Here is a 16,653-nt window from a genome sequence, read left to right as displayed (position 1 = left end):
ACTAGCCCATATCTAGTCTTCAATGAACGCATACTAATAGATAAATATTTTAATTTTTTAAAAAAAATGTTACAATGTGAAAAGGTTATACTGATCAGAAAAGATGTGTGACTAGGTCGAACCCTTTGCTGTGGCGCCTAAGTAGAAGCGCCGACATCCTTTCTGTAAATCTTAGGACATAAGGATGGTAAACATGACCAACAAATCTAATGAAACAGATGTTATCTTAATTGGTGCCGGTGTCATGAGTGCGACTTTGGGGGTACTTCTTAAAGAATTAGCTCCAGACTGGGAAATTTCAGTATTTGAGAAGCTCTCAAAAGCAGGAGAGGAGAGCTCAAATGAGTGGAATAATGCGGGAACTGGGCACGCCGCTTTGTGTGAGCTTAATTATACCTCTGAGAGACCAGACGGTTCGGTAGATATTAGTAAGGCTATAACCATTAATGAACAATTTCAGGTGTCCATGCAGTTCTGGGCTCATCTTGTTAAAAGCAAACTGATAGATGATCCAGAAGATTTCATCATGCCACTGCCTCATATGAGTTTAGTTCAAGGTGAACAAAACGTTCAGTTTTTAAAAAACCGCTTTAAAGCGCTTTCAGAGAACCCGCTTTTTGAAGGAATGGAGTTTTCTGAAGATCCGGGAACATTAGCGGAATGGATTCCGCTTATTATGCAAGAACGAACAACAAGTGAACCGATTGCAGCTACAAAAATTGACTCTGGAACGGATGTTAATTTTGGTGCTTTAACACGAAAACTATTTGATCAGTTAGAACGAAATCATGTACAAATGAATTACAATCATGCTGTCATCGATATTAATCGTACTAGTGACGGTAAGTGGGAGCTAAAGGTACGAAATCTCGATAGTGGTACGGTAGAACATCATATTGCAAAATTCGTCTTTATCGGAGGCGGTGGGGGAAGTATACACTTGCTCCAGAAATCTGGTATTCCTGAAGGAAAACATATTGGCGGATTCCCGGTAAGTGGAATTTTTATGGTTTGCAATAATCCAGATATTGTAGAACAGCATCATGCAAAAGTGTACGGAAAAGCTAAGGTTGGGGCTCCACCAATGTCTGTTCCGCATCTAGATACACGTTATATAGATAATAAAAAGTCATTGCTCTTTGGACCGTTTGCTGGCTTTTCACCGAAGTTTTTGAAATACGGGTCAGTATTTGACTTATTAACTTCTGTAAGAGCGGATAATCTTGTTACGATGTTGGCAGCAGGCGCAAAAAATATGTCATTGACGAAATACTTGATTCAACAAGTCATGTTATCAAAAGAAAAGCGCATGGACGAGTTGCGTGAGTTTATTCCAAATGCGAAAAGTGAAGATTGGGATTTAGTCGTAGCTGGTCAACGTGTGCAAGTGATTAAAGATACCGAAGCAGGCGGAAAAGGGACTCTTCAGTTTGGTACAGAAGTTATCACGGCTGCTGATGGTTCAATAGCAGCGTTATTAGGAGCATCTCCAGGTGCATCTACTGCTGTTCATGTTATGCTTGAAGTGATCTCGAAATGCTTCCCTGAGCAGGTGAAAGAGTGGGAGCCGAAAATTAAAGAGATGATTCCTTCCTACGGCCTGTCATTAATGGAAAATCCAGACCTTTTACAAGAGGTCCATGCTTCAACCGCTGAAACACTTAGATTAGATTGTATCGAACAAGCAAATCTAAACAGAAACACGCGTATGTTACTCGAAGGATAAATTCCAATCAGGGATTTATCCTTTTTTTGGTAAAAAGAAAGTCGCTATCTCGTATCAGATAGCGACTTTCTTTCTTTATTAATTTCGGATTAGGTAATCAAATGCTCCTAATGAAGCAGTTGCCCCGGATCCCATTGAGATAATGATTTGATTATAAGCACTGTCTGTACAATCTCCAGCTGCAAATAATCCAGGAAGTGTGGTACTTCCGTGCTTATCTACAATGATTTCACCCATGCGGTTACGTTCAACCGTTCCTTCTAACCAGTCTGTGTTAGGAACAAGACCAATTTGAACAAACACACCTTGTAACTCGACATGTTTCACTTCTTCTGTATCACGATCAATGTAAGAAATTCCGTTTACACTATCTGTACCTGTAATTTCTTTTGTTTGAACGTTCTTTAGGACCGTTACATTCGGAAGACTGTATAGACGTTTTTGTAAAACTTCATCCGCTTTAAGCTCAGGCATAAACTCAAGCACGGTTACATGCTTCACGATACCAGCAAGATCGATTGCTGCCTCGATTCCAGAGTTACCACCACCAATTACGGCTACATCTTTTCCTTCAAATAATGGACCGTCACAATGAGGGCAGTATGCTACACCCTTATTTTTAAATTCTTGTTCACCAGGAACGCCAACATTACGCCAACGAGCACCTGTTGATACAATAACCGTTTTACTCTTTAGAACAGCACCATTTTCTAGTTCTAGTTCAAAAAGATCGTTCTTTTCGATACGTTTAGCGCGCTGTAGATTCATGATATCGATGTCGTACTCTTTTACATGCTCTTCAAGGCTTGCTGCAAGCTTAGGACCTTCTGTTTGTTTCACGCTAATGAAGTTTTCAATAGCCATTGTATCCATTACTTGTCCGCCAAAGCGTTCCGCAACGATACCGGTACGAATTCCTTTACGTGCTGCATAGATTGCTGCACTTGCTCCAGCAGGACCGCCTCCGACAACAAGAACATCGAATGGTTCTTTATCAGAAAGCTCAGATGCATCTGGACCGCTACCCATTTTTGCAAGAATTTCTTCAACTGTCATACGACCGCCGCCAAAGAACTCTGCATTTAAATAAACGGATGGAACAGACATAACATTTTTGTATTCTACTTCATCCTTAAATGCAGCACCATCAATCATGGTGTGCGTAATGTTAGGATTTAGAACACTCATCATGTTTAGAGCTTGTACAACATCAGGGCAGTTATGACAACTTAAGCTGACGTATGTTTCAAAGTGAAATTCACCTTTAATGTTTTTCACTTGGTCAATGACACTTTGATCTACTTTTGGAGCTCGTCCACTTACTTGTAGAAGAGCTAATACCAATGAAGTAAATTCGTGCCCTAACGGAATACCAGCAAATTCAACGCCTGTATCTTCACCGATACGATTAACACTGAAGCTTGGAGTTCTCGTTAATTCTGCTTTCTCAACAGTGATTTTTGGAGACATCGTTGCTAACTCTTCAACGAGAGCAAGCATGTCCTTAGAAACGCTGTCGGTACTAGCACTAACTTTTAGAAGGATGTCACTTTCTAGAAGTTTTAAGTATTCATTTAATTGTGCTTTAATTTCTGCTTCAAGTACCATTTACCGGTCTCCTTAGATCTTTCCTACTAGGTCAAGGCTAGGCTTAAGTGTTTCGCCGCCTTCTTGCCATTTAGCAGGACAAACTTCACCTGGGTTGTTACGTACATATTGTGCAGCTTTGATTTTGTTAACAAGAATGCTTGCATCACGACCGATGCCGCCAGCATTAATTTCAACTGTTTGGATAACGCCATCTGGATCGATGATGAAAGTACCACGATCAGCAAGACCTGCTTCTTCATCAAGAACTTCGAAGTTACGAGTGATTGTTTGTGAAGGGTCACCAATCATAGCGTATTTAATTTTACCGATTGTTTCTGAGCTATCGTGCCAACCTTTGTGTGTGAAGTGAGTATCTGTTGAAACAGAGTATACTTCTACACCAAGTGCTTTAAGTGTTTCATACTCATTTTGAAGATCTTCAAGTTCAGTTGGGCAAACGAATGTGAAATCTGCAGGATAGAAGCAGAATACGCTCCATTGACCTTTTAGGCTTTCGTTTGTAACATCGATGAACTCACCATCTTTGAATGCTTTTGCGTTGAAAGGTTTTACTTCAGTACCAATTAGAGACATAATAAATCTTCCTCCTAGAATGTAGTGTAATGGATTAGAATACGTTAATACAGGATTAACAATAATAATTCTAAATATATATCAATTATTATATGCGAGCTGTTTTTTGTCAAGTGAAAACAACTGTATTGTTTTTCAGTTTATAGTCAATTAAAAGCATACCCAGTAGAAATAATATTCTACAAAATCATGTAATATCGATAAACTCTAGGATAGAGCCATTCTCAAATAGACAATCATTGTAGAGAATAAAATTCTAAAAAAGAAGAAAAATTTGGCTTCTTTTTTAAGTGAGGCTATAGTTCTTAACTTCCTAAAAAAACCAGTGACGGTCGTTTCCTGTAATAGGATGTTTCCATTTAGAAAAGATTATGCTCTAATAAGGAGAAAACACTGTTTTAAAGTTGGAAAAGAATTGAGGAGTCAATTTGAAGAAATTCAAGAAATTTTATATAGAAATAACGAGTGTATGCAATCTTGCCTGTAGTTTTTGTCCACCAACAGAACGAGCGAAACAGTTCATTTCTGTTGAAGATTTCTCTAAAAGGTTAGACCAAGTAAAGCCGCACACGGATTTCATTTATTTACATGTAAAAGGGGAGCCTCTTCTTCATCCTAAAATAGATCGACTGTTGGATCTATGTCATGAAAAAGGCTTTAAAGTAAATATTACAACAAACGGAACACTTATTAATAAAAAAAGAGACAAATTAATGAATAAACCTGCCTTAAGACAAATGAATTTTTCTCTTCATAGCTTTGATGGCCATGAGGGGTCTGTTGATAAGGAAGGGTATGTAAAAAGTGTTCTTTCTTTTATTAAAGAAGCAACGGCGCAATCTGATATGATTGTTTCTTTACGATTGTGGAATCTCACACAAGACAATGCGACCAATCTCGAGAGACAGCGCAACCGAAATATCCTGGAAATAATAGAAGAAGAATTTGATTTAGATTATAAAATTGAAGAGAAAGTTGCCCCAGGAAAAGGGGTCAAAATTGCTGAACGCATCTTCATTAATCAAGATTATGAATTTAAATGGCCTGCGCTTCATGAAGAAGAGGATGATGGGAAAGGTTTTTGCTATGGTCTTCGAACGCAAGCAGGAATTTTAGCCAATGGTACCGTGATCCCGTGCTGCTTAGATGGCGAAGGAGTGATTAACCTTGGGAATGTTAATGACACATCGTTTTCTGAGATAATTGAAGGAGACCGAGCGAAGAAGCTCGTTGATGGATTTTCCCAAAGGGTAGCCGTAGAAGAGCTTTGTAGGAAGTGTGGGTATCGGAAGAGATTTGGTAAATAGCTTTTAAGGTGAGTGAGGTGATATTTTGGTTGATAAAGATGATGTAAACCTTCATGCGTTTCCTTCTTTAGAAGAAGAATTAGCTTTTTACAAAAGGGCGGTAGCGGAAATGCCTTTTGACATTGATTATATTGATTCTACGTCCAATATGAGGCTAGTGAAAAAGAAAGACGAGAAAATGCTGACGATAACAGATGCAAACCGACATAGTAGTGTGGATGATGAAAAAAATATGGTTCTTCCTCATATAGAATGTCAACTCACTGAAGTAGAGTCGTTTCTACAACCACTGTTTGATGTCATTCCTCATCACATTGTTTTTATTAATCGAGAGGGAAATGTGACTTTATGTAACAAGCAAGCGTTAAAAGATTTAAACGAAACTAAGGAACGCATAATTGGTCAACCTATATCAAACTTATTAAAGATTGATAAAAAAGATATCAAATTGCTTGAAACCTTAAATACAGGGAAACAATTGTATGATCAAGAAATTTTAGATTCTAATTATGGAATTATTAATACAAGAATTCTTTACGATGAAAAAGGAAACATCTTACGGGTGATTGGCATATTTCATTTTCTAAATCATCTGAAGGAAGCGGAAAAAATGAATATGATCGGGCAAATTTCAGCGAGCATTGCTCATGAAATTAGAAATCCATTGACAACCGTTCGAGGCTACCTTCAATTAATAGGTCAAGACATGATACCGAACGTACCAGATCTATTCAATAGTCTGTTAATACCGGAACTAGACCGAGCGAATAAGATTATTACGGACTTTTTAACGGTGTCTAAAGCGTCACCGATGAAAAAAGAACCAGAGACGGTTAAGCGTTTTGTTACTCATTTTGAGGAGCTTTTGTTTAGTGAATCATTAATAAAGAAGGTAGAGTTAAACATTGCCTTACCGGAAAATCTTGCTGACACCTTGATTATGGTGAACCATAATGAATTGCTCCAAGTGTTTGTAAACTTATTTAATAATGCTGTTGAATCAAGAGAAGATAAAGATTTAGTCATTACGCTCGAATGTAGGAGAGATCAGAGTGAAGTCGTGTTTTTATTTAAAGATACGGGGAGAGGAATGAACTCTCAGACGTTGGCACACATTTTTGATCCATTTTTCTCGTTGAAGGATATGGGAACGGGATTAGGGTTGTCTCTATCTAAGAAGATTATAGAATTGCATTCAGGTACGATTTCTGTTACTAGCACCCGCCATGTAGGTACGTGTTTTACGATTAGGTTGCCTATTTATGATGAAAATGTGGAATGAGAAGAGGAGACGGAAGTCGGGTCCTCTTCTTTTTTGTTTTTGGGGCAGGAAATCGGAGAAAGTAAGGGGGATTTTGAGGGAGAGGAGGATTTTAGGGGTAAGTAACGCCGTCGAGAAGAAGAGGAAGAAGGAATGACGGCGTTAGAAGGAGGAAGTAACGCTGTCGAGAAGAGGAGGAAGAAGGAATGACGGCGTTAGAAGGAGGAAGTAACGCTGTCGAGAAGAGGAGGAAGAAGGAATGACGGCGTTAGAAGGAGGGAGTAACGCCGTCGAGAAGAAGAGGAAGAAGGAATGACGGCGTTAGAAGGAGGAAGTAACGTTGTCGAGAAGAGGAGGAAGAAGGAATGACGGCGTTAGAAGGAGGAAGTAACGCTGTCGAGAAGAGGAGGAGAAGGAATGACGGCGTTAGAAGGAGGAAGTAACGCTGTCGAGAAGAGGAGGAAGAAGGAATGGCGGCGTTAGAAGGAGGGAGTAACGCCGCCGAGAAGAAGAGGAAGAAGGAATGATGGCGTTAGAAGGAGGGAGTAACGCCGTCGAGAAGAAGAGGAAGAAGGAATGACGGCGTTAGAAGGAGGAAGTAACGCCGTCGAGAAGAAGAGGAAGAAGGAATGACGGCGTTAGAAGGAGGGAGTAACGTTGTCGAGAAGAGGAGGAAGAAGGAATGACGGCGTTAGAAGGAGGAAGTAACGCTGTCGAGAAGAGGAGGAAGAAGGAATGGCGGCGTTAGAAGGAGGGAGTAACGCCGTCGAGAAGAAGAGGAAGAAGGAATGACGGCGTTAGAAGGAGGGAGTAACATCGTCGAGAAAAGAAAAAGAAGAAATGGGAGCATCAGAAGGAGGAAGTAACGCCGCCGAATAAAAAAAGAGGAAATGAAAATGGAGTAGCATTTTAAATACATGCGGGTAAGGTATTAAAAAGAGTCAGTAATCAATATAACGAATATCTACTTTTCGTTTATATAATGAGATGCGGTGCTTCGGCCAACTAATTTGAAATTATCTCGAAGAATGCTTTGTATAGTTCTTTTAGATTGAATAATGTTACACCAATCATGAATGCATCTTGTAGTTATTCTTTTATTTGGGAAAAGAAGTTTATATTCTGTTATAGATCGCAAAACCGCTCCAATATAATGTTCATGGCACCCACATTTGGAACAATGCAATGTTTTTTGGTTATAAAAAACATCGTACACCCCCAAACACCCCGGACATAAAATCCCCTTCCTCAACCCTTCATAATCGTATGAAGGCAAGCGCATAAACAAGGTGTCATCTAGCTGAAGAGAAAGTAACTTTTCGGCTAATTTTACGTTTGATTGACTAATGTGTGACGGGGTCTTTTTTAGTTTGTTAATAAAGCGTTTAAGTTGTGTTGGGAAAACAATAGGAGCGTCTATTGGGGTTTGATATAGGTAGAAGTCAGGGTTAATAAAAATCAGGTAGGGTTCAATTGGATCATGAATGCCGAGGGAATGTAGCAGCCTGCGAAGTAGAGATTCGCTTCTTTTTACTTGTAAGAGAGGATTTTTAATTTCGGTTTTTGAAAATGAGTACCATTGATCGGAGTCGATATAAAAGTCGCCTTCGTAATTTTTTACTTCAAAGAGGTAGATGGTGTTTGAGGAGAGAAGAAGTGTATCAATTTGGAAGACGGTGTTGTTCCATTCTAATAATAAGTCGGTTATTATGATGCTGTCCGCGCTAATCGGTTCGAGCCATTCATCGAACTTTAACTCTCCTGCAAAACCTCTTTCAAGGTTTTGGTAGTAACTTTCTTCCTTTGCTTCGAATTTCATGCGTGCGTGTAATGATCTTAAGATCTTTAATTCAGTTAATTCTTGGCGTGGCTTTATGATCATGTTTTGCCTCCAATCTATGATATTACGTTTATAATAGGCTTTTGCTTCTCTATTAACAAGAAAAAACTAGATTTAGCTTGACTAAATCTAGCTTCAAAACTATCTACGCCTTCATCTTGCTTTCTTCTTCTAATCCTCCTACAAATTCAACGACATCATACTCAAAGAAATTGGTTAAGATCTCATCGCGATCATCTAGGAACAGTTGGTCAGCTATAGCTGATACGAGCTTAGGAACTCCGAATCTCATTCCAGAGAGAGCTGAAGCGGAGATGCCACAACTAATTAGTGCTGAATAGTTAAACGCGAATAGGCCATGGAGATTTTGAATGCCCTTTTGATCGCGGCTGATGAATGCAAAGCCAGAGCTTAGATAAGGGTGGGCATCGAGAATAGGATTGGCGATTTCTTTTGGTGGCATATAGTGGTCACTCCAGCGCGAGATATGCTCTTCCACCAATTTTAATTCCGGACGGAGCGCTGGATCGGTTATTAACCCTGTACTAATAATGAGAAAATCAAAGGTGAACGTCCCTTTTGGTGTCGATACGACGGCTTGATCTCCTTCTGCTTTTACATCGAGCCAAGGAGAACCTAAGTGTAAGTGAAAGCCATCCCATGATGCGGCTCGTTCGTATGTGTCATTCGTTGGAGGTTGATTATGTTTAAAGAAATGGGCAATCGCTGCATACTTATCCGCATCGGATAAAGCAGAAAAGCGTTCGATCATGCCCGATAATTCCATTTGGCGAATCGGGTTGATGCGCGGCATTTCTTTACGACGGATAAAAACATGAGATTCTGCCACTCCTTCGGTTAAAGCAAAGTTGGCATTATCAAATGCCGAGGCTCCGCCACCTAGAATGGCAACTTTTTTGCCTTTTAACGATTCAAAATCAATCATCTTTGATGTGTGTGCATATAAATGGCTTGGAATGTTATCGGCAATCATGGAAGGAACATGCCATTCTCCTCCTCCTTGAATGCCGGTTGCTAATACCACTTTGCGAGCTAGTATTTTTTCAGATGGAGCGCCTGCCCCACCTAGATGCAGGCGGTGAATGCCTTTTTCGATTGGTTCGACTAATTGTAAAGTTACTTCATTGACGACAGGCAGATTAAGAACTTGTCTGTACCAACGCAAATAATTCATCCAATCGCCGCGTGGAATTTTCTCGACTTTTTCCCATCCTTCTTCACCAAATTGAGCTTCCCACCAAGAACGAAATGTAAGAGACGGAATTCCAAGGTCGATTGAAGTTAAATGTTTGGGTGTTCGTAGAGTAACCATTCTTGCATACGTTTCCCATGGTCCTTCTAGACCTTCTGGATTTTCATCGATTACGAGAATGTTAGAGACCCGTTCACGTAATAACCCAAAAGCTGTCGCTAACCCACTTTGGCCACCACCGACAATGACAACATCGTACACATGACCTTTAGGGTGAGTAAGCGGGCGGACCCAATCTTCGCCACCGAAAGCTAGGTACGAGAGGTCGGTTTTTACTCGTTCTTGTAAGGCTTCTAAGCTCATGAAAATCAGTCCTTTCTATTCTATGTTAAAAATTATGAGTACATTGATGTCGATAGAGTAAGTACCTTTTCTATATGCGCTTGCTATAACAGGTTCGTATCAAGGATTCATTAATGTTAGGAGTAGACTATCACATATTAAATATGTAGTTGCAGGTTTAGATTATACAAAACATTGTCATGGTTTTAGTTACATTAAACATATAGAAATATGAGAAGGTAGAAATAAAGGCTCTTATAGTAGAGTTATAAAAGAAGTAAAGAATGTAAGAAAATCACACGTAGTTTTTCTGAAGTTATAAGTTACATACTGTAAGAATATAGGTTGTGAAAATAATCATGCAACTTTATAACTAAAATATTAATGAAATCGTTTACTTTTTTCAGAAAATAGATAATATTAAAGGTATAGATTATAGAAGAGGGGTTAGTAAGATGGGGAGAAATTTCAAAAGTAGATTGCTGGTATTGTGTGTAATCGTTTTCAGTGCATTGCTAATAGGTTGTAGTTCAAAAGTAACAACGGAAGAAGGAGTAACAACTAAGGCTGACGATGGGAAGTTGGTTATTGGTGTTACACATCCTAGTGTAGATATGTTTCTTGGTTTTTTATTAGATGGGATGAAAGAATATAGTGAAAAACAAACGGATATAGAAGTGATTTATATGGATACAGGCAATGATCATAATACCCAAATTAAACAAGTTGATCAATTTATTGCTGAAGGTGTCGATGCCATTTTAGCATTGCCTGTTGACCTAATTGCAGCGGAATTTGCCGTTGATCGAGCAGAAGCTGCAGGTATTCCTATTGTCATTGTAAATCGAGATAATGTTGAAAGAGAAGATGCCTATATTTCTACAGACTTGTTCGATTTTGGCGTTGTCCAAATGGAAGAAGTAGCCAAATCATTAGGGGGGGAAGGAAGCATTGCTATTATGAATGGTCAAATGGGGCAACGAGCACAAATACAGCGCACGGCTGGAAATAAGCATGTTGTGGAAAAGTATCCAAAGATGAATGTGGTGATGGAAGGAACGGCGGCTTGGAGTCGGGAACAAGGGAAAGAATTGATGACTAGTTGGATAGAATCGGGGCACAAAATGGATGCTGTTGTCGCTAATAATGATGAAATGGCAATTGGTGCAATTATGGCAGCAGAAGAGGCTGGGATATTAGATGAGATCTTGTTTGCAGGAATTGATGGAACTCCAGATGCGTTAGAATTTATTGAAGCTGGCAAGCTAGCGATAACCGTGTTTCAAGATGCAAAGGGACAAGGAGAAACGGGTTTAGAGGCTGCAATTGAACTTGCAAAAGGAAAGCAAGTGGAGAAAAATACCTATATTCCAGCCGAAATTGTTAATAAAAACAATGCAAAAACGTTCAAAGATAGATGGCGATAGATTGTACCCAAAAAGGAGTAAGAAAATAGCAAATTAGTATTTTTGCATTTTCATTTCTGTGTGTTTGTATCATGTTCTTTCAGGAAAGGTGTGCGTAATGTGTCGAGAGTAAAGAAAAATGATTGGTTGAAAACGCTAAATAGTAAAGAGAGAAGAATAACAATCAAACAAAAGGTATTTTTTAGTTTTCTGCTTATTGGTCTACTATTTTTTACGACAGTGGGAGTTTTCTTTTATCAACTTACCCATATGAATGATTCTCATTCTGAATTAATTGATGAGAGAATGACGGTCTTGCAAAACGCGAGTACTATTCAACTAGAAGCTATGAACCAAATTAACAGTTTGCGATCTTTTCTCATTTCAGGTGACCCACAATTAGTTACAGAAATGGAAGAGGCAAATAACAGGCTTGATCACCTTATTGAACAATCTAGAACGTTTCCACTAAGTCAGATAGAACTAGATCATCTTCGTAAAATTGAAATCATGAACGTCTTATTCCTTGAGGCTGCGAACACAGCTATCCCTTACCAAAATGGTGAAGCGCAAGTGAAATTGATTGCTTCTTATGCCGATCTTGCAAGTGATATGTCAACAGCAATTGTAAATGAATCTGACCTACTTTCGACATATACTCAATTAACGGTTGATGAGGAAATTATCAACACAGAAGCTATGTTTACTCAAGTAACGTGGATTGTAAGTATTGTTTGTATCATTATTTTGTTTTTATTAGTGTTTATTGGGCTCTATCTCTCGCAAAGTATTGTAAAACCTGTTTCAAAGGTAGCAGATGCAGCTAAGATCATTTCAGGTGGAGACTTAACAATTGAACCAATTGAATTGAAAAATAAGGATGAGATTGGAGATTTGGCTCAAGCATTTAACTTGATGGTTGATAATCTTCGTAAGTTAATTTTAGAAGTTGGTCATAATGCAGATCAAGTGGCTGCTTCCTCTGAGCAATTGACTGCTAGTGCACAAGAGACCAGTACAGTAACAGAACATATTGTTAGCACGATTCAAACAGTTACGGCAGGTGTTGATAATCAAGCAGAGAAAGTTGAGCACACCTATCAGACAGTTGAAGGTGTGGCACAGCTAGTAAAGAAAATAGAAACTAACGCAACACAGGCCTCGGCTACTTCAATGGAAACGTCTGAGAGGTCAGCAGAAGGAAAGAAAGTGATTGGTACGTTAGTAGAGCAAATGACGGTGATTAATCATTCTGTTTCAGGTTTAAATGAAGTAGTAAAAGGAATGGGCGATAATTCAAAGGAAATTACTCAGATTGTGAAAGTGATTACCGATATTTCGGAACAAACCAACTTATTAGCCTTGAATGCAGCTATTGAAGCTGCAAGAGCAGGGGACGCAGGAAAAGGATTTGCTGTTGTGGCAGGAGAGGTTAGGAAACTCGCTGAGCAAACATCAACCTCAGCATTACAAATTTCAAAATTAATTGAAAATGTTCAAAAGGATACAAGTCATGCTGTAACATCGATGGGAAAAACCACTCAAGAAGTGGTCTCAGGATTGGACCTTGTCGAATCGGCAGGGCAATCATTTGAGCATATTTACACTAAGATTAATGAAGTAAACAGCCAAATCCAAGAAGTTTCATCTTCGGTAAAGCAAGTTGCAAATGGTACAGATCAAATGGTACAGACGATGGAGACCGTAAACCAAGTTTCTTTGGATGCATCAAAAGGAATGACAGAAGTATCTGCAGCAACAGAAGAACAAATGGCAACAATGGAAGAAGTATCAGCATCTGCAACAGCGTTATCGGATATGGCTGAGAAATTGCAAGGCTTAATAGGGAGATTTAAAGTATAAGTAGGCAGTAACATGGAGGAAGCATCGAAAATTCGAGGCTTCCTCTACTTTTTTTTATTCTACTTTCACCTTTATTTGATCAATCGCATGATAGCCATATCCTTTTTGATTCCAAAATGCTTCAGTTGGTTGTGTTCTTCCGAAAGAATCTGTTGCTTTGGACATGATGGTGTATTCACCCGCTTCATAGGTGGACCACTCATAAGACCATTCAGTCCAGCTGTAGTTGTCGGAGGGGGATTGTAAATCCGTTTCTATCCACGTTTGTCCGGCGTCTAGACTTACTTCGACTTTTAAAATGCTACCGACGCCAGTCCAAGCGATGCCTTTAATGATATGTGAGCCGGTATTAAGTTCTTCCATATTTAATGGTGTTTGTATGGTCGAATTCACATTCATTTTTGTTACAGGAAAGGCGTTATCTTCGTTCTCTTTATTTGGATAATAGACATAATCGACGGATTGGTAAGGGCCTTTAAACTCAGAGCTAATCACACTTATTTGTTTAATCCATTTTACAGAGGCCATGCCATACCAACTTGGGACGATTAATCGTAACGGATAGCCATGTTCAAAAGGGATGGGGTGGTAATTATATTCATAGGCAATTAATGTATCTGGATGAAGTGCCTTGTCTAATGGTAGGCTTCTCGCATATGGATACTCATTTTTCATATCCGTTCGTTTTCCTTTGTCGTATCCTTCAACCAAAACTTCTTTTGCTGTTTGAGTGATTCCTGTTGATTCAAGGAATGTTTTTAATGGTACTCCAGTCCAATACCCTTGGCTGATTCCCCCTTTTTCCCACTGCTCACCGTAAGTTTTTGGCTCAAAATAGCTTCTTTTGTTTCCTGCACATTCCAAAATGACTTTTAACGTTTTGGCAGGCAGTTTGGCTATTTCTTCGAGAGAAAACACTTTTGGTGTGACGACAGAGCCATTTATAGGTAACCAATAATTTGAGTAGGTAAGTGATGGATACGAAAAATGATTTCGTTTATAGAAGAGCTCTGGGGGCATGGTGTTTGTTTCCAAAAATGAAATGGGTGTTTCTAGATTTTCTGGTTGCAAACGACGAGTTGTGAGCGTAGGCTTTTGATATTTTGACATGATTACCTCCTAAATAAAAAGGTTCGTACTCATAGTTATGCAGTTCATTTGGAAATATTGTGAAAATTAACACTTTATAATTTTTACACAGATTCGTGAATGACGCTAATTCGTGATAAAATATCTCGTAGAACTTCTTTAGTTCCTTCAAAATGGGAAAGATAAAGAAAACAGAAACGTTTGCTAGAAATGCAATGTTTCAGTAAAATAGGTAAGTATTTTATGTTGTGAAAAGAGGGTAACCAATGAGCAAAACGTCCATATATGGATTAACATTTGAACAATTGTCTGCCTGGCTTCTAGAGCGTGGGCATAAAAAAGGTCGCGCTTCTCAAGTATGGGAGTGGCTATATAGAAAACGTGTAACAACATTTACTGATATGGTTGATGTGAATTTAGATTGTCTAAAGGTATTGTCGGAGAACTTCACAATCCAAACATTAACTGAGCATACAAAACAAGAATCTGCTGATGGGACGATAAAGTTCTTATTTGCGTTAGCAGATGGTGATTTAATTGAGACGGTGTTAATGCGACATAAATACGGCTTATCAGTTTGTGTCACCACACAAGTAGGTTGTAACATTGGCTGTAGTTTTTGTGCGAGTGGATTATTGAAAAAAGATCGTGACTTATCAAGCGGTGAAATTGTTGAGCAGATTATGAACGTCCAACTTCACCTTGACGAAGTAGGAAAAGGGGAGCGTGTCAGTCATATTGTTGTAATGGGAATTGGTGAACCATTTGATAATTTTGAGAACATGGTCGACTTCTTAGAAATTGTTAAAGATCAAAAAGGATTAGAGATTGGTCCGCGTCATATCACGGTTTCAACAAGTGGTCTTGCTCAAAAAATATATGAATTCGCTGATTTAAAGCTTCAAGTCAACTTAGCGATTTCGTTGCATGCACCAAATAATGAGTTACGAACACGAATTATGAAAATCAACCGTGCGATTCCTTTAGAAAAACTCATGCCAGCGATTGATTACTATATCGAAAAGTCAAACCGACGCATTACGCTCGAATATATCTTGTTAAAAGATGTGAACGATCAAAAGGAACATGCTGAGGAGTTAGCTGAGCTAATTGGCGATCGTCGTGCGTATGTGAACCTGATTCCGTATAATCCAGTTGATGAACATAGTCAGTATCAAAGAAGTGAAGAAAAAACAGTATTAGCTTTTTATGATACATTAAAGAAAAACGGCATTACTTGTGGAATTAGGATTGAACATGGAACAGATATTGATGCAGCGTGTGGTCAATTACGAAGCAAGCAGATGAAATAAACCTTAAGAAAAGGTAAAGGCACAGTAGGTGATCCATTCACCTACTGTGCCTTTTTTCATTCAAGAATAAACAAATCATCCTCTGGTATGTTCACTTTCATCGTTCCATTTGTAACAGAAGCTACTTGATGATTGGAAATGGTTGCTTTTAAAGAAAGTTTGTTAACTTGTATGGTTACATCTGAGTGGTGAATTCCTCTCACGATGTCTACGACTTTGTAATCGAAAGTATTGTGAGTATCGTTTGTTTGTTCAACAAATTGAATATTTTCAGCGTGAATGCCTATTGCATTTGCATGAGGGGGATATGGCTGATTTTTCACGTGAAGGTTGATGCCATTAAGGTCACAAAGAATGTGATTATTGTTGACCTTTTTGAACGAATGAACAGGAAGGATATTTTTGCATCCAATTATGGTGGCAGCAGCTATATTAGTAGGTTTTTTAAATACTTCATCCTTCGTTCCGGTTTGGACAATCGTTCCATTATGATATAAAAGCAAGTGATCACAAAGTCGGTATGCTTCTTCCATATTGTGTGTCACAAGTAACACCACACCTGTAAAGTGCTTCTTAATAATGTGAAGCAACTCCTCTTCTAACAAGTGTTTCACATGATGATCAAGAGCCGAGAAAGGTTCATCAAGCAAGAGGATTTCAGGTTCTGTTACTAACGTTCTAGCAAGAGCGACACGTTGTTGTTGCCCACCTGATAGCTCGTTCGGATAATGTTTTTCATAGCCCGTTAGTTGGACTTTCTTTAACATATCAGCTACTTTTCGTTGCTTCTCCTCTTTGTTCCTTATTTTCAAACCGTAAGCAATGTTTTGTTGCACGGTTAAATGAGGAAATAACGCATAGTTTTGAAACACGTAACCAATCTTTCGGTTCTTTGTTTTCACATTGATTCGTTGGTCTGCTTGAAAGAGCGGGTCTTTCCCAAGTACGATTTCACCAGTATCAGGGGTTTGAAGCCCAGCAATGCATTGTAAGGTTACGCTTTTCCCACAGCCAGAGGGGCCGATTATACCCGTAATGCCACTACCGACTTCAAACTGACTTGTAAGCTTGAAATGATGAAGTTTTTTTGTAATCGATACTTTGAGCAT

At 38.9% G+C, this 16,653-nt stretch carries 12 protein-coding genes; 6 read left to right on the top strand and 6 right to left on the bottom strand.

Going from position 1 to position 16,653, the window contains the following annotated elements; translation table 11 throughout:
- The first annotated feature begins 193 nt into the window (after positions 1–193).
- Positions 194–1,726, top strand: coding sequence for a malate:quinone oxidoreductase (locus tag N0O92_RS17270; RefSeq protein ID WP_315615910.1), 1,533 nt, complete (start codon positions 194–196; stop codon positions 1,724–1,726).
- Positions 1,727–1,804: 78 nt separating this feature from the next.
- Here N0O92_RS17270 and ahpF read toward each other — a convergent pair whose 3' ends face one another.
- Together ahpF and ahpC are read right to left on the bottom strand one after the other, a co-directional pair.
- Positions 1,805–3,334, bottom strand: a complete 1,530-nt coding sequence (ahpF, locus tag N0O92_RS17265) for an alkyl hydroperoxide reductase subunit F (protein ID WP_315615909.1) — start codon at positions 3,332–3,334, stop codon at positions 1,805–1,807.
- Positions 3,335–3,346: 12 nt separating this feature from the next.
- Positions 3,347–3,910: an alkyl hydroperoxide reductase subunit C gene (gene ahpC / locus N0O92_RS17260; RefSeq protein ID WP_315615908.1), complete on the bottom strand. Its 564-nt coding sequence runs from the start codon at positions 3,908–3,910 to the stop codon at positions 3,347–3,349.
- Positions 3,911–4,338: 428 nt separating this feature from the next.
- Between ahpC and N0O92_RS17255 the strand changes: the two genes are divergently transcribed.
- On the top strand, positions 4,339–5,217 hold the full coding sequence (locus tag N0O92_RS17255; protein ID WP_315615907.1) for a radical SAM/SPASM domain-containing protein: 879 nt from the start codon (positions 4,339–4,341) through the stop codon (positions 5,215–5,217).
- Positions 5,218–5,242: 25 nt separating this feature from the next.
- On the top strand, positions 5,243–6,499 hold the full coding sequence (locus N0O92_RS17250; protein WP_315615906.1) for a two-component system sensor histidine kinase NtrB: 1,257 nt from the start codon (positions 5,243–5,245) through the stop codon (positions 6,497–6,499).
- Between the two features lie 943 nt (positions 6,500–7,442).
- Here N0O92_RS17250 and N0O92_RS17245 read toward each other — a convergent pair.
- Together N0O92_RS17245 and N0O92_RS17240 are read right to left on the bottom strand one after the other, a co-directional pair.
- Positions 7,443–8,360, bottom strand: coding sequence for a nuclease-related domain-containing protein (locus tag N0O92_RS17245; RefSeq protein ID WP_315615905.1), 918 nt, complete (start codon positions 8,358–8,360; stop codon positions 7,443–7,445).
- 103 nt (positions 8,361–8,463) lie between these two features.
- Positions 8,464–9,894 carry an NAD(P)-binding domain-containing protein gene (locus tag N0O92_RS17240; RefSeq protein WP_315615904.1) on the bottom strand — a complete coding sequence of 477 codons (1,431 nt, stop codon included), beginning with the start codon at positions 9,892–9,894 and terminating at the stop codon, positions 8,464–8,466.
- A gap of 434 nt (positions 9,895–10,328) precedes the next feature.
- Between N0O92_RS17240 and N0O92_RS17235 the strand changes: the two genes are divergently transcribed.
- Both N0O92_RS17235 and N0O92_RS17230 read left to right on the top strand, forming a co-directional pair.
- Positions 10,329–11,300, top strand: coding sequence for a substrate-binding domain-containing protein (locus tag N0O92_RS17235; RefSeq protein ID WP_315615903.1), 972 nt, complete (start codon positions 10,329–10,331; stop codon positions 11,298–11,300).
- 99 nt (positions 11,301–11,399) lie between these two features.
- On the top strand, positions 11,400–13,142 hold the full coding sequence (locus tag N0O92_RS17230; RefSeq protein ID WP_315615902.1) for a methyl-accepting chemotaxis protein: 1,743 nt from the start codon (positions 11,400–11,402) through the stop codon (positions 13,140–13,142).
- A gap of 54 nt (positions 13,143–13,196) precedes the next feature.
- On the opposite strand, the gene N0O92_RS17225 is transcribed toward N0O92_RS17230, so the two are convergent.
- A complete protein-coding gene (locus N0O92_RS17225) occupies positions 13,197–14,252 on the bottom strand; it encodes a sulfite oxidase (RefSeq protein WP_315615901.1) in 1,056 nt (351 codons plus the stop codon).
- A gap of 245 nt (positions 14,253–14,497) precedes the next feature.
- On the opposite strand from N0O92_RS17225, the gene rlmN reads away from it, so the two are divergent.
- Positions 14,498–15,544: a dual-specificity RNA methyltransferase RlmN gene (gene rlmN, locus N0O92_RS17220; protein ID WP_315615900.1), complete on the top strand. Its 1,047-nt coding sequence runs from the start codon at positions 14,498–14,500 to the stop codon at positions 15,542–15,544.
- Positions 15,545–15,600: 56 nt separating this feature from the next.
- Here rlmN and N0O92_RS17215 read toward each other — a convergent pair whose 3' ends face one another.
- Positions 15,601–16,653, bottom strand: a complete 1,053-nt coding sequence (locus N0O92_RS17215; protein WP_315615899.1) for a sulfate/molybdate ABC transporter ATP-binding protein — start codon at positions 16,651–16,653, stop codon at positions 15,601–15,603.

Source organism: Alkalihalobacillus sp. MEB130 (assembly GCF_032335535.1).
Lineage (GTDB): Bacteria > Bacillota > Bacilli > Bacillales > Bacillaceae_D > Halalkalibacter.
Note: the sequence above shows the minus strand (reverse complement) of the source record. Positions and strands in the feature narration are given on the sequence as shown.